15 protein-coding genes and 1 pseudogene are annotated in these 18,297 nt (G+C 65.9%); 7 read left to right on the top strand and 9 right to left on the bottom strand.

Annotated features, from left to right (window positions below; genetic code table 11):
• Positions 1-93: 93 nt before the first annotated feature.
• A complete protein-coding gene (locus ACFVYC_RS06350) occupies positions 94-519 on the top strand; it encodes a YtxH domain-containing protein (protein ID WP_387548047.1) in 426 nt (141 codons plus the stop codon).
• A gap of 254 nt (positions 520-773) precedes the next feature.
• Entirely contained in the window at positions 774-2,681 is a 1,908-nt protein-coding gene (locus ACFVYC_RS06355) for a DUF222 domain-containing protein (RefSeq protein ID WP_387548050.1), read from the top strand.
• 261 nt (positions 2,682-2,942) lie between these two features.
• Here ACFVYC_RS06355 and ACFVYC_RS06360 read toward each other — a convergent pair whose 3' ends face one another.
• Positions 2,943-3,764: a putative protein N(5)-glutamine methyltransferase gene (locus ACFVYC_RS06360; RefSeq protein WP_387548053.1), complete on the bottom strand. Its 822-nt coding sequence runs from the start codon at positions 3,762-3,764 to the stop codon at positions 2,943-2,945.
• A 186-nt stretch (positions 3,765-3,950) separates the two neighbouring features.
• On the opposite strand from ACFVYC_RS06360, the gene ACFVYC_RS06365 reads away from it, so the two are divergent.
• Positions 3,951-4,997, top strand: a complete 1,047-nt coding sequence (locus ACFVYC_RS06365) for a lactonase family protein (RefSeq protein WP_387548054.1) — start codon at positions 3,951-3,953, stop codon at positions 4,995-4,997.
• A gap of 320 nt (positions 4,998-5,317) precedes the next feature.
• A complete protein-coding gene (locus ACFVYC_RS06370) occupies positions 5,318-8,128 on the top strand; it encodes an alpha-amylase family glycosyl hydrolase (RefSeq protein ID WP_387548057.1) in 2,811 nt (936 codons plus the stop codon).
• A 98-nt stretch (positions 8,129-8,226) separates the two neighbouring features.
• Here the strand turns inward: ACFVYC_RS06370 and ACFVYC_RS06375 are convergent, their stop codons facing one another.
• From ACFVYC_RS06375 to ACFVYC_RS06385, 3 genes are all read right to left on the bottom strand, one after another.
• Positions 8,227-9,135, bottom strand: a complete 909-nt coding sequence (locus ACFVYC_RS06375) for an SDR family oxidoreductase (RefSeq protein WP_387548059.1) — start codon at positions 9,133-9,135, stop codon at positions 8,227-8,229.
• A gap of 49 nt (positions 9,136-9,184) precedes the next feature.
• Positions 9,185-11,419, bottom strand: coding sequence for a 4-alpha-glucanotransferase (malQ, locus tag ACFVYC_RS06380; protein WP_387548061.1), 2,235 nt, complete (start codon positions 11,417-11,419; stop codon positions 9,185-9,187).
• A 145-nt stretch (positions 11,420-11,564) separates the two neighbouring features.
• Complete coding sequence (locus ACFVYC_RS06385; protein ID WP_387548063.1) at positions 11,565-11,873, bottom strand: ANTAR domain-containing protein; 309 nt, start codon at positions 11,871-11,873, stop codon at positions 11,565-11,567.
• A 459-nt stretch (positions 11,874-12,332) separates the two neighbouring features.
• Here ACFVYC_RS06385 and ACFVYC_RS06390 point away from each other — a divergent pair, with 459 nt between their 5' ends.
• Together ACFVYC_RS06390 and ACFVYC_RS06395 are read left to right on the top strand one after the other, a co-directional pair.
• Complete coding sequence (locus tag ACFVYC_RS06390; protein WP_387548065.1) at positions 12,333-13,379, top strand: aldo/keto reductase; 1,047 nt, start codon at positions 12,333-12,335, stop codon at positions 13,377-13,379.
• A 187-nt stretch (positions 13,380-13,566) separates the two neighbouring features.
• Positions 13,567-13,743, top strand: a pseudogene (locus ACFVYC_RS06395) (DUF3040 domain-containing protein); the annotation flags it as partial.
• Here ACFVYC_RS06395 and ACFVYC_RS06400 read toward each other — a convergent pair.
• Complete coding sequence (locus ACFVYC_RS06400) at positions 13,702-14,811, bottom strand: DMT family transporter (RefSeq protein WP_387548067.1); 1,110 nt, start codon at positions 14,809-14,811, stop codon at positions 13,702-13,704. The pseudogene ACFVYC_RS06395 and the gene ACFVYC_RS06400 sit on opposite strands and share 42 nt — an antisense overlap.
• Positions 14,808-15,404, bottom strand: a complete 597-nt coding sequence (locus ACFVYC_RS06405; RefSeq protein WP_387548069.1) for a TetR/AcrR family transcriptional regulator — start codon at positions 15,402-15,404, stop codon at positions 14,808-14,810. Before ACFVYC_RS06405 ends, ACFVYC_RS06400 begins: the two co-directional genes overlap by 4 nt.
• Before the next feature lie 175 nt (positions 15,405-15,579).
• Between ACFVYC_RS06405 and ACFVYC_RS06410 the strand changes: the two genes are divergently transcribed.
• On the top strand, positions 15,580-16,512 hold the full coding sequence (locus tag ACFVYC_RS06410) for an SDR family NAD(P)-dependent oxidoreductase (RefSeq protein WP_387548071.1): 933 nt from the start codon (positions 15,580-15,582) through the stop codon (positions 16,510-16,512).
• A 23-nt stretch (positions 16,513-16,535) separates the two neighbouring features.
• On the opposite strand, the gene ACFVYC_RS06415 is transcribed toward ACFVYC_RS06410, so the two are convergent.
• From ACFVYC_RS06415 to ACFVYC_RS06425, 3 genes are read right to left on the bottom strand one after another with little or no spacing between them, the layout of a single operon-like run.
• Positions 16,536-16,976, bottom strand: a complete 441-nt coding sequence (locus ACFVYC_RS06415) for an SRPBCC family protein (protein ID WP_387548074.1) — start codon at positions 16,974-16,976, stop codon at positions 16,536-16,538.
• Between the two features lie 52 nt (positions 16,977-17,028).
• On the bottom strand, positions 17,029-17,307 hold the full coding sequence (locus tag ACFVYC_RS06420; protein ID WP_387548076.1) for a hypothetical protein: 279 nt from the start codon (positions 17,305-17,307) through the stop codon (positions 17,029-17,031).
• Positions 17,308-17,357: 50 nt separating this feature from the next.
• Entirely contained in the window at positions 17,358-18,131 is a 774-nt protein-coding gene (locus ACFVYC_RS06425; RefSeq protein ID WP_387548078.1) for an SDR family NAD(P)-dependent oxidoreductase, read from the bottom strand.
• Positions 18,132-18,297 lie beyond the last annotated feature (166 nt).

The raw sequence follows: 18,297 nt of genomic DNA on the forward strand, positions 1-18,297 counted from the left end.
ACCGGCCTGGGGACAACATCCCCTGGCCGGTTTTTCCTATCTCCCGGCCTATCTGGCCGGAACTGAAACCTTCTCACGGAGCAGGAGTTCATCATGAAAAACAAACTTCTTTTGGGCATCGGAATCGCCACCGGGTACGTTCTCGGATCGCGGTCCGGCCGGGCAGCCTACGACAAGCTCAAGGCACGCGCAGCCGGCATTTGGGACAGCAAGCCTGTCCAGGACAAGGTGTCCGTAGCAACGGAGGCCATCAAGGAGAAAGCCCCTGAAGTTGCGGATCAACTGACTGAGGCGGCCCGCCGGGCAGGCACCGTCATCGGTTCCGCGATGCACCGTGACGGTTCGCCCGGGGACAGCAAGTCCACGTTGGCCGACGGCGGTGCAGCGGGTACCTCCGCCGGCAACGCCGGGACTCCCAGCGTTTCCGGCCTTGATGGTGGCCACATTCCTTCGCACAGCACCCACCCCGAGACGCTCAACCTGGATACCTCCAGCGGCGAACCGGAATCAAGAGCGTAGCTAACGCGACTGCTCACCCCGAGCGGCACCCCTTGTGACAGGAGGCCGCACCGCGGATGTGCTACAACTGGATGGCTTTGCTGGCCGTCGCGATCCTTGGGGGACGCGGCGGCCAGCGGCGTCTCCGGCCACTTACCCCCGCTAATTGGACACCGGACATCAACTCCGGATCAAGGGCGGCCGAAGTTTTCCACATAGCGCCTTTGGCGGGCAAGAATGTCGGTGGTCTTTGGCAGAGTTGTCCTATGGAGGCCATGGGGGATCAGCTTGCGGAGTTCGGCGGTTCGACCGCCGTGCTGACGCGGGCCGGGGGCAGGCCCGCCGGTGGCTCTGCGGCGTACGACGACGGCTCTGCGCCGAATCCTGCCGCCCACCTTCGCGTCGTTCCCGGCACGCCCGCCCGTGACGCTGCCGGGCCGGATGACGCTGGGCAGGATGATGCCGGGCCGGATGACTTTGCGCCCCAAGCCCCGGCCACCGTGCCGGGTCTTGACGCGCCGCTGAGCCTGACGGAGATTAACAGGCTGCTGGCTGTTGCCGCCGCTGCCGCACCCGCGATGCTTGTTGCGGCCGACTATGTTGAGGCCGCCAATTTCGCCGGCACCGTGGAGGAGGCGTCCCGGTCCATGGATTACCTGCAGGTCCTCGCCGCCGGTACCGTGGACCGCACCCGAACACAGGCCATCGCCGCCGCGGACGCCGCACGGGCCAGCCGCTCCCGGACGGGCAAGGGCTGGGTCACCGGCTGGGACAACGGCGTGGAAACCCTGAACGAAACAGACGCCGCCTGGCCCGAAGGCCCGGCGGGCAAGGGTTCAGCCACTGACCGGGTGATCACGTCGCCGGCCGATGACGGGTGCGCCAACACCGCCGAGTTCCTCCGCCAGCGGCTCAGGATCGGCAAGAGCGAAGCCCACCGCCGGCTCGCCCTCGCCGCGGACATCCTGCCCGCCACCACCCTCACCGGCGACACCATCCCCGCCCCACGTGAACACCTCGCCACCGCCCTCACCCCCACACCGGCCACCACCGGCATTGACTCCCATGACACGGCCCCCGGCCAGGACCCGGTAGCCGGCCCGGCGGTCTCTTCCCGGGCCGGGACCATCATCGCCCTGACCTTGAACCGGCTCCAACACCTCACCACACCCGACACCCTGGTCATCATTGAACAAGACCTCGCCACTACCGCCGCCACCGCAGACCCGGACTTCCTCACCCGCGTCGCCCGCCGCTGGGCCGACACCATCGACGCCGACGGCACCGAACCCAGCGAAGAAACCCTCCGCCACACCCAGGGCGCATTCATCCGCAAACCCCGCCACGGCCTGCACCACATCGAAATCCTCGCCACCACCGACCAATACGAACACCTCCTCACCGTCATGAACACCGCCACCAACCCCCGCACCACCAGCACCGGCACCGGCACCGCAGCCCAAACCGGCAGTGGCTGTGGCAGTGGCAGTGGACAGGAACTTTGGCGGGACGGCGGCCCCGACCTGGACCGCCGCACCCGGCCCCAAAAACAACTCGACGGGCTCGTCGGCGCGGCAAAGGTCGCCCTGGGCACCAACGCCCTGCCCGCCACCGGTGGTAACCGCCCCCAAATCATCGCCACCATCAACTACCACGACCTCCTCCCCCACCCCGCAGGAGAAAACTCTGCCCGCACAGGCACCGGCACGGGTACAACGGGGAGCGATGTCGCCACCGGCACGGGAAACTTCGTCTTCACCGGACCTGTCGCCGCAGCCACCCTCCGCAAAATCGCCTGCGACGCCGACATCATCCCCGCCCTCCTCGGCACCCACGGCGAACTCCTCGACCTCGGCCGCAAAACCCGGCTCTTCACCCCCACCCAACGCCTCGCCCTCACCGCCCGCGACCAAGGCTGCACCTTCCCCAACTGCACCATCCCCGCCCCCTGGTGCGAAGCCCACCACATCACCTACTGGTCCCACGGCGGCCCCACCACCCTCAACAACGGCACCCTCCTCTGCTCCGCCCACCACCACCTCATCCACAAAGATCAATGGACCATCACCACCACCAACGGCACCCCCTGGTACACACCCCCAAAACACATCGACCCCCACCAAAAACCCCAACAAAACCACTACTTCAAACCACCCCCACCACCCCAGCCGTTCCGGTCATGAAGGGTGGGTCCAGGAGGAGGCCCGGGTGCAGGCGGTACTAGGTGCAGGACGGCATTTGCCTGCCGGCTTCCCTTGGGCCAGGACGTCCTCGACCAAGCTCCAACCGGACATCCCACTGCCCAGCATCACGATGACGCACGAAACTTCGCACCGCCGATCCACGGCCCGGAACGTCGCACCGCCCGGCCCACCGCCCGGAGGGAAGAAGCGCCCAGGGTCGTATGCCTGCCACCGGGCGCGGACACGTGAAAAGCGCGTCACTTACTGACCGCGTGGGCCGCCGACAACGATTGTGCCGTCCAGCTCCTCAGAGTGGACAATCCGTGGGGCCAGTCCTGCAGCAGCCACAAGGGACGCCGTACCGGCTGCCTGACGCTCGCTGGTTTCGATCACAAGATAGCCGTTCGGATCCAACCACTCCGGTGCTTCCCGGATGATGCGCCGGTGGAGGTTCAGTCCGTCCGCGCCGCCATCCAGCGAAAGCGGCGGCTCGTGGATTCTGGCTTCGGGAGGCATCGTCGGCAGCACTCTTGTAGGCACGTAGGGAGCGTTCACCACGATGAGCTGCACTCGCTGCTTGAGCCTGGCAGGAAGGGCAGAATACAAGTCGCTTCGATGGACGTGTCCGCCCACGGTTGCCACGTTTCGTCGGGCGCACTCCACCGCGATGGAATCGATGTCCGCCGAGTGAAGTTCCCGCAGGGACACCCGGGAGGCCAATGCAACGCCGACGGCCCCCGACCCGCAACATAGATCCACAACGGCTGCGGACGATGACGCCGGCGCAATGTGTTCCAGCATGAGCGCGGCGGCCTCCGAAACAAGCAGCTCAGTGCGGCGACGCGGCACAAAAACGCCTGGGTCAACGGCTATCCGGAGTCCGCAGAACTCGGCCCAGCCAACGATGCATTCGAGCGGTGCACCGGCAACGCGGCGTTCCACCCATTCGAACAGCTCAGCGGGACTTGAAGCTTCCGACAAGAGAAGTTGCGCCTCATCTTCGGCAAACACGCAGCCGGCCGCCCGCAGCATTGGAACAAGGTCGGCAAAGCGCGGAGAAGCAAGAGATTCAGGACCTGGCATAAAACGCCTTTCGGTGATCCGGTGGGCAGCTCGCTCTTTACCAGGCCGGCAGGCCCGAACGGCACAACCGGGAATTGCCCGAGACTGATGAAGCAGGAATCGGGCTCACCTCCTTTGTGACCGCTGGAATCCAATGCTAATCCTGAGTTCCCCGGCTTAGGGGCCTTTTCTTGGCAGGATAGTCCCATGACTTCCCCCGCCCCGCACCCCATCATTTGGACCGGCACTTACACTCCCGACGGCGGCGGACGCGCGGAAGGGATCGGTGCGCTGGCCGCACACCCGGATGGCTCGCTCGAATGGTTGGGTACAGCGGCCAGGACTGACTCGCCGTCGTTCGTTGGGGTTCACCCCACGTTGCCGGTGGTGTACGCAGTGGCCGAGCAACGCCAAAAGGTCAGGGCCTTTCGGCGCACAGGTGATTTTGGCCTGGAGCCCCTGGGCGATCCGCAGCCCTCCGGAGAAGCTACCTGCCACGTGGCGGTGGACCCACGTGGCCGTTTCGTCACGGCCGCCTGCTGGGGCGACGGCCAAGTCCTGCTGTACGAGCTGGATTCCGACGGCGGCATCAGTGCACGCTTTTCTGCGCCGCCCTCGGTGGATCCGCACGCCAGCCAGACACCAGGCGAGCCCCGGCAGAGCCGCGCCCACGCCAGCCTGATGCTGCAGGACGGACGCATCATGACGACGGACCTGGGCCACGACACCCTTCGCATCTGGAATTACGTGCCGGGCTCGGGCCTGGTTGCTGACCACGAGGTGGCCCTTCCCTTCGGGTGCGGTCCGCGCCATCTGGTGCAGCACACCGGTGGCAGCGTTTTTGTGGTTTCCGAATACTCGGTGGAGGTCTTCGTCGTCAAGCCGGAAGCCGGAACGTTCGAGCTTGTTTTCCTGGGCCCGGCCACCTCCGGCGGCGGTCTGCCGGACGACTCGGCTGCGGAGATCAGCCTCAACCAGGATGGCAGGCACGCGTACGTGGGCGTGCGCGGCTCCAACCTGGTGAGTGTGCTGGCGGTCGGTGCCGGCGGGACGGAACTGGTGCCGGTCCGCGACTTCGCCAGCGGAGGGGACTGGCCGCGGCACCATCTAGTCAGCGGCCGCTGGCTCCACGTGGCCCACGAGCGGTCGGACAACATAGCAACTTTTGAGCTGGACGCCGTTACGGGCCTGCCCGGCCCCATCGTCCACAACCTGGAAACGCCCTCCCCCACTGCCTTGGTGCGCGCGCGGTAATCCGCCCCCTTTCCGGATCGGGCCGGCATCCGCAGGAAGGCGGCAGGGGGCAGGATGGGCCAGCAGGAGACAGGCGCAAAGCCATGCTTTTCCTAAACGCTGGAGTTATTCAGTGCAAGCGCTTACTCTTGTGACTTGGTTCACAGGGCGCCCCGATGGCTTGCAGATCGGGCAGCCTCATCCCGATGCATTGCAAAACGGGCAGCCCCATGCCGAACCCTTGCCCCGGCAAGCCTGTACAGCAGCGCCGCTCCCAGGAAAGGTCTCCTGCCTTGAAAATCCGCACCCTACCCAGCGTTCCCCCAAATGACAGAAAAGGCGTGAAAATACGCGCCACCAGAAACACCAAAACAACCGCCGCTGCCGCGCCCCACGCCACAACATCCAGCACCGATGGCAGAAAATCCGCGGCACGGACTGCCGTCGCGTTCCTGGCAGCGGCGGTGGCCGTTTCAGCTTCGGTCCTTCCAGCGCAGGCCGCCCCGGGCCCCAAAGACCCGGGCTCCAAAAACCCAGGTTCGACGTCGGCCCTGCACAGCCTGCGCGCGCCCGTGACGGACGAGAATTTCTACTTCGTGATGGCCGACCGCTTCAGCAACGGGAGCACGGCCAACGACCAGGGCGGGCTGGGCAACGACCCCATGGTGTCCGGCTTCGATCCCGCCCACAAGGGGTTCTACAACGGCGGGGACCTGGCCGGCCTGCTGGACAAGATCGACTACATCCAGGGCCTGGGCACAACCTCCATCTGGCTCACCCCGAGCTTCAAGAACAAGGCCGTGCAGCCGGAGGACAAGTCGGCCGGGTACCACGGCTACTGGATCACGGACTTCACACAGATTGATCCGCACCTGGGCACCAATAACGAACTCAAGGCCCTCGTCGACGAAGCCCACAGCCGCGGCATGAAGGTGTACTTCGACATCATCACCAACCACACCGCTGACGTCATCGGCTACGAGGGAGCCGCACGCAAGGGGTACACCTCCAAGGACGAAGTGCCCTACAAGACGGCGGCTGGCGACGACTTCGACGACCGGGACTACGCGGGCACCCAAAGCTTTCCTGCACTCACACCGGAAACATCGTTCCCCTACAATCCCGTCCTCGAACCGGGCGAAGAAACCCTGAAGGTCCCGGGCTGGCTCAACGATCCCACCCTGTATCACAACCGCGGAGACACCACCTTCGCGGGCGAGGACTCGTTCTACGGCGACTTCTTCGGGCTGGATGACCTCTTCACCGAGCACCCCAGGGTGGTGGACGGCATGAAGGACATCTACAAGACCTGGATCAAGGACTTCGGTGTGGACGGCTTCCGGATCGACACCATGAAACACGTCAACAACGAGTTCTGGCAGGAATTCGGCCCGGACGTCCTCAACTACGCGAGGGAACAGGGCAAAAACGAGTTCTTTATGTTCGGCGAGGTCTTCGACACCACCAAGAGCTTCACCTCGCAGTTCACCACCCGGAACGGTATGCAGGCGGTACTGGACTTCCCCTTCCAGGACGCGGCCCGCAACTTCGCCTCCAAGGGCCAGGCCGCCAGCACGCTGGAGACCTTTTTCTCGGCTGACGACTGGTACACCGACGCCGATTCCAACGTTTACCAGCTGCCCACCTTCCTGGGGAATCATGACATGGGCCGCATCGGCAGCTTCATCGCCTCAGACAATCCCGGTTCAACAGACGCCGAGCAGGTGGCCCGCGACCAGCTGGCCCACGAGCTCATGTACTTCTCCCGGGGCAACCCGGTGATCTACTACGGCGACGAACAGGGCTTCACCGGCGCCGGCGGCGACCAGAATGCCCGGCAGACGCTGTTCGCCAGCCAGGTGCCGGATTACCTCGACGACGACCTCCTGGGCACCGACGCCACCCACGTCACGGACAACTTCAACACCCAGCATCCGCTCTATACAAAGATCAGCCAGCTCGCAGAACTGACCAAGGAACACCCGGCACTGCGCGATGGCGCCCACCAGCACCGCTACGCCTCCGAAGGGCCCGGCATTTACGCCTTCTCCCGTACCAACGCCGACGACCAGCGCGAGTACGTGGTGGCGCTGAACAACAGTGAGCAGGCGCAGACGGCCGATGTACCCACCTATATCGCCAAGCGCAACTACACCCGCGTCTACGGCGAGGGCGCTGCCGAGGCCAAGTCGTCAGCAAACGCCACACTGACAGTCACCGTTCCCCCACTCTCCGCTGTGGTCTACCAGTCCTCGGGCCGGATTCCGCACTCCAAGGCAGCGCCCGCCGTCGTCCTTCAGGAGCCCTCGGCCGCACAAGGTGACAATGGGCGCCTCAAGGTAACGGCCGACGTCGACGGCGCCTCGTTCTATCAGGTCACCTTCGAGGCGAAGACGGCGGCGGGGGCGTGGGAGGCCATCGGCACCGATGACACGGCGCCGTACCAGGTGTTCCACGATGTCGCAGCGCTCGAGGCCGGCACGTCCGTGGAGTACCGCGCCACCGTGCTGGACAACGGAAGGCACACCGCAACGTCACAGCCCCTCACGGCCGCGGTTCCGGCGCCGATCCTCACCCTGCAGAAGCCCCTCGAGGGCAGCAACGTGGAAGGCTCAGTGGAGCTCGGTGCAACTGCGGATCCCGAAAAAGCCAGCCATGCGGTCTCGTTTGAGCGCAGCGTAGCCGGCGGGGCGTGGACGCCGGTGGGTTCGGATAATTCATCACCGGTGTACTCGGTCAAGGACGACATCACGAAACTGGTGGATGGCACGCAGGTGCAGTACCGGGCTGCCATGACCGGCCCTGGTTTCAATGTGGTCAGCGACGTCCGAACGGTGACCGTGGGCGAGGCACCGCAGCCCGGTTCGGTGACAGTTGCCGGATCCTTCAACAAGGCAATGGGCTGCGCCGCCCCGTGGGACCCGGCCTGCACGCAGGCAATGATGACCCTGGACCCGGCTGACAAAATCTGGCGCCTGACCGTTGAACTCCCCGCCGGACAATACGCGTACAAGGCTGCGCTGAACGGCAACTGGGACGTGAACTACGGGGCCGGCGGTGCGTTCAACGGACCAGACCTCGTACTGGACCACCCCGGCGGCCCCGTAACGTTCCGCTACGACAACAGCACGCACGTGATCACCGCCGGCTAAAGCCTTAAGGCTGCAACAACAAAGGCCATGTGCCGCCAAACCGGAACCGGCGGCACATGGCCCTTGCTGTTGTTGAGGGGTGCTACCCCACCGAAAACCTAGTTTCGCACCGCGTGCCCGAGGCTGGTGATCAGCCGCCGTACCGCATCCTCCGCCGTGGGCGGCGGCCCGAACACTTCCCGCTGCCGGGTGGTGTCAGCCACGTACCGACCCGTCTGGAACCAGGCAATCATTGCTGCCAGGTCCCTGGCCATCGGGTTGACCGGCCCCAGCAGTGTCCCCGCCGCCCGCAGGACGCGCAGGGGGACCGGCCGGACACGGATCTCCTCACCGGTCAACTGCCCCGCGAGGTCGGCGAACTCCTGCATGGCGATGGGCCTGTCCCACCCGATATCGATGCGCTGTCCTTCCACTCCCGGAGCATCCACGGCCGCGGCCAGGTACCCGGCAACGTCCGGAGTGAGCGTGAAAGTCAGCGGGATGCCGGCCGAGCCGAGCCACCTGACCTGGTGCATGCTGACCGGGTCGCCCCCGAAACGGGTCACCTGGTCCAGGAAAGCCCCGGGCCGCAAGGCGACAAACGGCACGCCCAACGCCTGGAGCCGGTCCTCCATGAGCCTCTTGTGCCAGAAGTGCGGGACTTCCGGTGTCTGGTCGCAGGTCAGGATGCTGGTAAGGACAAACCTGCGGACCCCCGCACTTTTGGCTGCTTCAGCGAGGTTCGAGTTCCCCCGAGTGTCGGTTTCCGGGGTGTCCCCTTTACGGTGCCGGGTGTAGCCGGCAGCCGTGGTGACCACTGCGTCCACCCCGGCCATGGTCCGCCGCAGCGATTCAGGATCCATCATGTCGCCACGGGCAACCTCTGCACCCGCAGACTCAAGCCGGGAAGCATCCGTGCCGGGGCGCACCAAGGCACGCACAGGCTTTCCCCGGTTCAGCAGTTCCGTCACCACCTGGCCGCCCAGCATGCCGGTGCCGCCCACTACCAGTACTGGTCCCTCACCCATCGTGCCCCTCCTGACTGTTGCCCTGCCCGGCGCTATACCGCCGCACAGCCTAGCCGCGCAACGCCCCCTCCACCGCTGCCAGCAGCGAGTTGAACCGTGCGTTGGCGGGAAGATCATCGAGGAACACTGGCCTGCCGTCCGGGCCGCCCAGCGGAACCTGCCAGTTCGGGTACAGCGCTTCGGTAGTGCCGGGCTGGTTCTGGACCCGCCGCTCCCCCACGGCATCCACCAGGGCAACACCCAGCAGTACCGACGGTGCCTGCGCCAGCAGCAGGTGCAGCGCCTCGATGGTCCGTTCCTCAGTCGCCACCGGGCCGCCGGACACATCTTCAGGCAGGTAGCCGCGCTCGCGCACCAGGGCCAGCATCTTCTCCAGTGAGGCGTTGTGCTCGGTCCGCTCCTCCGCCTCGGAACGTTCAAGGAGGCCAAGGCCGCTGCGCAGTGCCACGTGGTCGCCCGCGAGGTACCCGGCGGTGGGCGGAAGGTCGTGCGTGTTCACGCTGGCGAGCGCCTGCGTACGGTACTTCTCGGGCGCAAGGGGTGAATCGCCGTCGTACTCGAACCAGAGGATGGAAGTCCCCAGGATGCCGCGGGCAGCAAGATAGTCGCGGACCCAGGGCTCGAAGGTGCCCAGGTCCTCGCCGATCACCACGGCGCCGGCACGCTGCGCTTCGAGGGCGAGGATGCCGATCAGCGCTTCATGGTCGTAGCGCACGTAGGCGCCGTCGCCGGGGGCGTTGCCGGACGGGATCCACCAGAGCCGGAACAGGCCCAGGATGTGATCCACCCGCACACCGCCGGCATGCCGCAGCACCGTGGCCAGCATGTTGCGGAACGGAACGTAGCCGGCCTCCGCGAGCCGCGTCGGATGCCATGGCGGCTGGCCCCAGTCCTGGCCCTGCTGGTTGTACATGTCCGGCGGGGCGCCCACGCTGGTGCCGGGAGCCAGCACATCCCGAAGCGTCCACGCGTCGGCACTGCTGTGGTCCACTCCCACCGCGAGGTCGTGGACTACGCCCAGCCGCATGCCGGACCGCAGCGCTGCCTGCTGGGCGTTTTCAAGCTGTTCGTCGCAGATCCACTGCAGCCAGCGGTAGAACCCAATCCGGTCAGAGAGTTTTTCCCGGAGCGCCTCGGTCTGCGGCGTACCAAGGCCGCTGGCAGGATCGGACCAGAAGGGGTCTCCCGCCGGCAGGTCCTCGCGGATTGCGGACCAGAGGGCAAAGTCGTCCAGCCCGCTGCCGGAGATGCGGCAGAACCCATCGAAGGCAGCCTGCCGGGCCGGCGACCGGCGGGCGTGGTAGAGCAGCTCCAGGGCCTGCAGCTTGGCGGCGTACACCGAGTCGCGGTCCAGCCGGGAGCCATCCTTGTTCAGGGCTGCCACTTCCTCGCGAAGCTTCTCCACTGCGGCACGCTTGCGCGGCTTGAGGTAGGCCAGTTCGGGGATAGCCTCGATCCGGATATACAGCGGGTTGAAGAACCGCCGGGTGGACGGCGAATACGGCGAGGGCTGTACCGGCGGAACCGGCTCCGCGGCGTGAAGGGGGTTAACCAGGACATAGTCGGCCCCACGGGTAGCGCTCAATGCGCCAAGGTCAGCCAGGTCGGAGAAGTCGCCGATACCCCAGGAGCGCCGGGAGCGCACGGAGTACAGCTGCGTGGCGAGTCCCCAGCCGCGGCGCTCTTCCAGTGGTGCGGAGGTAATCAGCCGCGCGGGCACCACCACCAGGGTGGTTGATGCGGCGGTACCTTCGGATTCCGCGTGCAGCGTGTGCCAGCCCAGTGGGAGGTCCTGCGGAAGGGCGAAGGTGACCCGTCCGGTGGACACGCCGTCCACATCGCGCGGCTGCATCCATAGGTCCTGCTGGACGGCATCCCTGGACCCGGCGCCGCCTTCAAGCGTGATGCTCACCTGCGCCGTGGCACCTTCGCGCACATGCACCGGGACCTGCGCCGGCTCGCCCTGCTGGATGACGACGGCGGGAGGCAGCATCCGCCGCCACGGAGCCAGTTCAGCTTCCGCAAGCGCCGCCTCGATGAGCTGGTTGGTGTGGGCCTGCACCCCCAGGGAGGCCAGGACCTTGATCAGGGTTTCCGCGGCCACGTGGTGGGGCAGCCCGTCCCAGCCCTGGAAGGAGGTTCCCACTCCATGGACGTCCGCCAGCTGCTGGAGGAGGTGCGGGTCTACCGGACCGGCAGAAGCTTCGCGGGCAGCGGATGGAGGGCCTGGCGGATCCGCGGGCATCTGCGATTGCCGTGGGTGCTGCTGGTCTGAAGCCGTCATGCGTGTCCGCCTCGTCTGGTGTGATGTGGCCCGAACTTACAGTGCTGCCTGTTGCACCGGGCGCCTGCACCCCCGCGCACAACCGTTGGTTCAGATTATTGCAGGGCGGCTCAGAGGCGAAACCGAAGGCTCCCGTTACAGCGGCTTACGGCTCGAAGTGCGTGCTGACCGCGCCCGAGCCCACCCGGTGCAGGATGCCGGCCGCGAGGTCGCGCAGTTTCTGGTTGCGGTGGCTGGAGGCCTGGGTCAGCACAGCCATCGCCTCTTCCTGCGAACACCGGTTCTGGGCCATCACCACCCCGCAGGCCAGATTAATGACGGTGCGGTGTTCCAAGGCAGCGGTGAGGTCCTCCGCGAGGTTCTGCGCATCGGCGATCCTCAGGGCCAGCCGCAAAGCGCGCCCCGCCAGTTCGGCAAAACCTTCGGCCCGGTGGACAACCTTGTCGGTGAACACACCTGGCTGGGACGCAGGGCCCCTGCCCCAAAGCCTGCTCCAGTTTGTCCAGGACCGTTGCCCGCGCGCTGCTTCCCGCCACAGTCGCACTGCGCTTGCGCTGCCGGAGCGTCACGCCGCATTCGATGTGTGTTCCTGCCGTCTCACTGAGCGTGGACGCCGCCAGGACGGAGGGGTCGGCAAGGAATCCACTCACGTTGGTGCTGCCGATAATCATGTCGTGCAGTTTGAGGAACTGCTCGTCATTACTGCGAGTGCCCATGACTCAATATATGCGACGGGGTAACCTCCCGGCTCTCCATAAAACGTCATACCTGGCCCCGTGCGTTACGCCCCAAGTCGAAAAGAGAAGCTCTGCGGCGGGAATCCGCCGGAGCAAGGCCGATCTGTGTAGCCTCGTGACGATCGAGGGCACGCATCGGAAGCAACGTGCCGCAAAAATAGCGGAGGAGACCGGAGATGAGCCTCAGCGAACTGCGGGTGTTCGGGCGATCAGGCACGCCTATCAGCCCGCTGACCCTGGGCACCATGAACTTCGGCGAGGGATCCGGCGGAGCCCCGGGCGCACCCACCGGCGCCGAAGAGAGCATCCGCATTATCCAGTCCGCCCTGGACTCGGGCATCACAGCGGTAGACACCGCCGACGTCTACTCGCAGGGTGAATCGGAGCAGGTGGTGGGCCGTGCACTCCGGGGCCGCCGTGACGATGTTTTCCTCGCCACCAAGTTCCACGGCCAGATGAGCCCCAACCCTGCCCATGCCGGCAACTCCCGCCGGTGGATCACCCAGGCCGTGGAGGGCAGCCTGCGCCGCCTGCAGACCGACCGCATTGACCTGTACCAGGCGCACCGGCCGGACTACAACACCGATGTCCTCGAAACCATCACTACCCTCAATGACCTGATCCGGCAGGGCAAGATCCTCTACTACGGCACCTCGGTGTTTACGCCGGCGCAGCTGGTGGAGGCGCAGTGGCTCGCCACCACCAACCACCTGATCCCGCCGCTCGGCAACCAGGTCCCGTACTCGATGCTGGTGCGCGCCAACGAACGCGACGTATTCCCCATCGCCCAGCAGTACGGGCTCGGTGTCCTGGCGTACGGCCCGCTGGCAGGCGGCTGGCTCTCCGGCAGTTTTGTGCTGGAGTCCGGAAAGGCGCCCACCCGGGTGCACTCCCTCCCGGGCCGCTACGACATGTCCGGCCCCTCGAGCGAGCGCAAGCTGCACGCAGCGGACGCCCTGGCCCGGCTGGCAGATAAGCTGGAACTGTCGCTGGTTGACCTCTCTGTCGGCTTCGCCCTGGCGCATCCGGCCATCAGCAGCGTCATCATTGGGCCGCGCAGCGAAGAGCATTTGGCGGCATACCTTAGGGCTGCCGAAGTGCAGCTGGGCGAGTCCGTTCTGGATGCGATCGATGACGTCGTCCCGCCGGGCACCAACTTCGTGGAGCGGGACGCGGGCGCCATCGTGCCTTCGCTCGAGTTCGCAGAATTACGACGGCGCTAGGCCAGTCCCGCCGTCGTCCTGCCCCCTGCTGTGGAGCCCCCGGCGCTGGCAACGCACGTTGCAGGTGGCCCGCCGCCGCTCCTGATCCCGGGTGATCAGGAAATCCGGGCCCCGCACTCTTGACTCACACCAACAATGAAACCTACGGTCAGACCTATACTCCCGATTCAGATTTAAAGGCGTCCCAATGCCACTGTCGGAGGAGGAGCGGAGGCTCCTCAAGGAGCTGGAGCTCGGGCTGATCGCCGACGATCCCCACCTGGCGATGGAGCTGCTCTCTGGCTACCCTTCCCGCCGGTTCAGCGCAGGCTTCTACTGTGGTTCAGCCGCGGGCCTGCTCGGCCTTGTGCTCGTTGTCACGGGCATCAGCGGCCAGGTGATCTGGGTGGGAATCGCCGGGGTTCTGCTGATGGCCCTCGGCATTTTCCTTGCCCTGCACAAGCATCCCCTCTGCCGGCGCAGGCGGCCCGGACGGCCGACGTAGGGCTGCCTGGTTTCGGTGTGGCTGGCCCTGCGCTGCAGCACGTGGAACCAGGAAGAACAGCCCGGCCAGGACCGTTGCGGCTCCGATCCAGCCTGCTGTGGGCAGCCGTTCCCCCACAACAAAAACTGCCAGCGCTGCTGCCACCACAGTTTCGACCAGGGAAAGGCCCGTGGCCGTACTGGCGCGGACCCGTGCCAGGCCCCACCCGAACAGGACGTACCCGGCAAACATCGGGACGAGGGCCATGTACGCCCCCACGGTGAAGTTCGTCCAGGACTCAACGAGCGGGCGGCCGGTGAAATAGAGGACCGGCATCAACATCAGGCCGCCCACCCCGAAGACTGTTCCCATTGTGGCCCGGGAGGAAACGCCACTCCCGATGAGGCGATGGGCCGCCCACGAGTAGAGTGCGTAGGTGATGCCGGCAACCAGGCCGAGGGCTATGCCCGCCGGCGTTGACCAGGACTCCGCCGCGGACCCTGCGCCGCCGCTGGGCCCGTGCCCGGCAAACGACAGCAGCACCGCGCCTCCCACGCCAAGCAGCGCCCCCACAGTCCAGCGGCGGGTAAGCGGCTTCTGGTCAGCCAGGCGTTCGATAACCGCCGCGGCAACCGGGGCCGAACCGATGGAAACCACAGTTCCCACGGCCACCCCGGCCAGATGCATTGAGCTGTAGAAGGCCAGGGGATATACCGCAACTGCCAGCGCCCCCAAGGACACGAGGGGCCACTGCTCCCACAGTCGACTCCGGTGCACACCGATGGACAGTGCCGCGTACAGAGCCTGGAGCAAGCCGCCGGCACCCATGGCAACGGCACCGATGGCCAACGGGCTGACCTCGGGGGCGAAGGTGGCGGCCGTCCCCGTGGTGCCCCACAACACCGACGCGGCCAACACAAAAACCGCACCCCAGAACGGACCGGACGTATGCCCGGTCGGCGCCGTCACAGCCCGTCCAGCAGTTGCGCGGCAATGCTGCGGCCCTCGAGGAGCCGGGCATCACCGCCTTCGAGGCCCGCGCGGACCATGGCGCCCTCCAACAGGAAGGCCAGGTGACGGGCGAGCCTCGCACGAGGCTCTTCCTGTCCGGGGAGCAACTCAGCCAGATGCCCGTTGAGAAGGTCTTCGACTTCTTCCTTGTGGCGCCGTACCGCCAAGCGCCCCGGGCTGCCGGCAGGCAGTTCGGCCGCTGCGTTGAGCAGTCCGCACCCCCGGAATCCGTGGTCATAGGCAAAGCGTGCATGGTCGAGGTAGGCATCAAAAATGGCGAGTACGCGTTCCTTGGGACCGGCTGCGCTGTCCACGCGCGTCCGGTAGAGGCCAAGCCATTCCTCGTGCCGGGCGTCGAGGTATGCACCCACGAGGTCCGACTTGGAAGCGAAGTTGTTATAAAGGCTCTTCTTCGCCACCCCTGCCTCCGCAGTGATGGCATCAATCCCCGTGGCTCCGACCCCTTGGGCATAAAAGAGCTTTGCCGCGGCCGCAAGCAACAGAGCGCGGGCGGACTTCCTGGGTGGCATCGACACTGCAGACGGGGGCACAGGCACTCCTCATGGGTAGGTAGACCAGTCTACCTACCTTGTGCCTATACAGAAGTCTACGCCGAAATCTGGTGGGACGGCGCGTGCTGGAGGCGTACCCTGAAGGCGCCGGGCGGGCTTCCGGCAGCGGAAGCCACCCTGGCGGCACACACTCCACCGTGCTGAGGAGGCTGCGATGGGATCGATGGACGGACGCCTGGCACTCGTGACCGGCGCGACGGGCGGGCTGGGCAAAGCGATAGCCGCCGGCCTGGCACGCGAGGGTGCCGCCGTCGTCGTTGTTGGACGATCGAATACCCGGACTGAGGATGCAATGGCAGGAATCAGCGCGCTGGCTCCGGGCGCCCGGCTTGAGCCGCTGGCCTGTGACCTCTCGGACCAGTCCTCCATCCGGGAGGCGGCGGCAGAATTCCTTTCCCGCCACAACAGCCTCGACGTGCTGGTCAACGCCGCCGGCGTATTCCGCAAGGAACGGCACGTCACCCCGGATGGGCTCGAACTAACGTTCGCCACAAACGTTATGGCCTACTTCCTGGTGACCACCCTGCTGCTGGACGCGCTCAAGCGCTCTGCGGCCACAGGAAAGGCAACCAGCGGAACCCCAGCCGGGGCCGCTCCGGGACGGGCTGGGGTTCCTGCTCCTGCTCCTGCTCCTGCTCCTGCTCCTGCTCGGATAGTGAACGTTGCCTCAAGATACGGCAACACCACACTCAACTTCGACGACCTTCTGACGGCGAAGGGCAAATACAGCTACCTCCGTTCCACGCCGCCCACCATGCTTGCCCGCGTCCTCCTAACCCAGGAGTTTGCCGAGCGCCTGCGCGGCGTGGGCGTGGTGGCTAACGCCGTGCATCCCGGCCTCGTCAAGGACACGGCGTTGTTGAAGGACGTCGGGGGCCCGTTTCGCTGGGTCACCAACACGTTAGGCGCCCCCGCCGAAAAAGCGGCCGACACAGCGGTCTGGCTTGCCACCTCGCCCGAAGCGGCGGAAGCCTCAGGGAAGCTTTGGTCGAAGCGGAAAGAACTTCCGACGCCGGGCATGGGCTCGGACCCGGAAGCCCGCCGGCGCTTGTGGGACGCGTGCACCCGCCTGGCCGGACTTTCCTAAGCCCTGCTCCCGGCAGTGGGGCGTTAGGTCCGGGCACGCGCGTTGAGGGTATCCCTGATTCCCTTCAGGGCGGGGTCGCGCAGTGACATAAACGCCGGCTTCAGCAGCGGCTGGATGATTTTTGCCGGCCCCTTGATGCTGAACTCGGCGGTGTACTTGACCACCGAGCCCCCTGCGGCAGGACTGACGTCGATGGAATCGAACGCTGTGACAGTTTTGTTTTCGCCACGGAGCTTGATGTGGTTCGCCGTCAACTCGATGACCTCGTATTCAAGGGTTTGGCGCTTGCCCCGAATCTCGGACTCGGCGTGGTATCTGTGCCCCACAGCCACCGGTCCGGGTGTCAGCTTGTCCATCACCGGGGTGTTCGGGTCCCATTCGCTCGTATTTTCGAACTCCCGCATGTAGGCAAAGGCCTGCTCGGCGGGCAGTTTGGTTTCCACACTTCCGGTGACTGTGATCATCACCCCAGTGTAGGAACAGCCCGCCGGGAAGCCTACCCCTTGACTGGCCCACTCAGCATGATCCGCCTCCTCGCAGGGATGGCGACAGATGGGCGGCGGCCATCTTGAAGCAAAGCTTTCCACCAAGCTCCTGCGGCCGGATCCACACTTCATAACCTTCCACGGCGGTGAACAGCGCCCTGCCCCCGCCGGCATCCGCGGCCAGCCACAGGGCAGAGGAATCGGGCATGGCGTCGTCAACGACGCCGGCGCGGACAATCTCGAAGTCCCTGCGGATCTCCACCGGCGTTCCCACCAGCTGGTTCCAGTCCTGGTAACGATACGGCATCATCGCGTTGCTCCGCTCCGTCCTCACGCCAGTGGGTTTCCGCACCGGCCCCTTTAGTGGAGGTGGCTTCCGCCGTTGATGTCGATGGTGGTGCCGGTGAGGTAGGCCGAGTCCTCGGACGACAGGAATGTGATGACGGCTGCGACTTCTTCCGTGGTGGCGTTACGGCCCAGCGGAATGCCCGCGTTGATCGCCGCTTCCTGCTCATCCGTGCTGCCGACGCGGATGTTGGTGTCCACGGCGCCCGGCGTGATGGCGTTGACGGTGACGCCGGTGGTGCCGAGTTCGCGGGCAAGGGCCTTGGTGAGGCCGAGGATGGCTGCCTTGGCTGCGGAGTACGGGACTTTGCCGAAGACTCCGCCGCCGCGCTGGGCGGAGACGGAGGACATGTTGACGATCCGCCCCCAGCCGTTTTCGATCATATCCGGCAGGAATGCCTTGGTGACCAGGTAGGTACCGGTGGCGTTGACGTCCATGACCTTGTGCCACAGCTCCAGCGTGGTCTCCAGGAACGGAAGCGGCGAGGTGATTCCCGCGATATTGGCCAGGGCGCCCACGGGCGGCAGGTTGCCGGCGGTCACTTCGGCGGCAACTGCGGCCTGGGCCGCGATGACGGAGGCTTCGTTGGCGACGTCGATCTCGTGCCCGAAGGCCGGGACGTTGAACTCGTTGCCGATTTCGGCTGCAACCTTGGCCGACTTCTCGCCGTCCAGGTCCAGAATGACAACCGCCCAGCCTTCATTGGCGTAGCGGCGGGCGGTGGTGATGCCAATCCCGCGGTTCGAGGTTGCCCCGGTGAGGACGGCGGTGCGCTTGGTGGTGGTCATGATTGCTCCTTGGTGGTTTGCACGACATCGGACTTCCGTCCCAGGTGCAGCAGTGATGCCGACCACACTACGGAATGACACTGTCAACAGTCAACCCTCAGAGTCGACTGTTGACAGTGCTCATGATGCGGGTCACACTTGAGGGGTACCATCGTTAACAGTCGAC

This window comes from Pseudarthrobacter sp. NPDC058329 (assembly GCF_042879835.1).
In the GTDB taxonomy this organism is placed as follows: Bacteria; Actinomycetota; Actinomycetes; order Actinomycetales; family Micrococcaceae; genus Arthrobacter.

Excerpts from the sequence above, each read along its gene's own strand:
- ACFVYC_RS06350 (WP_387548047.1), top strand. The coding sequence starts at position 94 with ATGAAAAACAAACTTCTTTTGGGCATCGGAATCGCCACCGGGTACGTT.
- ACFVYC_RS06355 (WP_387548050.1), top strand. The coding sequence starts at position 774 with ATGGGGGATCAGCTTGCGGAGTTCGGCGGTTCGACCGCCGTGCTGACG.
- ACFVYC_RS06360 (WP_387548053.1), bottom strand. The coding sequence starts at position 3,764 with ATGCCAGGTCCTGAATCTCTTGCTTCTCCGCGCTTTGCCGACCTTGTT.
- ACFVYC_RS06365 (WP_387548054.1), top strand. The coding sequence starts at position 3,951 with ATGACTTCCCCCGCCCCGCACCCCATCATTTGGACCGGCACTTACACT.
- ACFVYC_RS06375 (WP_387548059.1), bottom strand. The coding sequence starts at position 9,135 with ATGGGTGAGGGACCAGTACTGGTAGTGGGCGGCACCGGCATGCTGGGC.
- malQ (WP_387548061.1), bottom strand. The coding sequence starts at position 11,419 with ATGACGGCTTCAGACCAGCAGCACCCACGGCAATCGCAGATGCCCGCG.
- ACFVYC_RS06390 (WP_387548065.1), top strand. The coding sequence starts at position 12,333 with ATGAGCCTCAGCGAACTGCGGGTGTTCGGGCGATCAGGCACGCCTATC.
- ACFVYC_RS06410 (WP_387548071.1), top strand. The coding sequence starts at position 15,580 with ATGGGATCGATGGACGGACGCCTGGCACTCGTGACCGGCGCGACGGGC.
- ACFVYC_RS06415 (WP_387548074.1), bottom strand. The coding sequence starts at position 16,976 with ATGATCACAGTCACCGGAAGTGTGGAAACCAAACTGCCCGCCGAGCAG.
- ACFVYC_RS06420 (WP_387548076.1), bottom strand. The coding sequence starts at position 17,307 with ATGATGCCGTATCGTTACCAGGACTGGAACCAGCTGGTGGGAACGCCG.
- ACFVYC_RS06425 (WP_387548078.1), bottom strand. The coding sequence starts at position 18,131 with ATGACCACCACCAAGCGCACCGCCGTCCTCACCGGGGCAACCTCGAAC.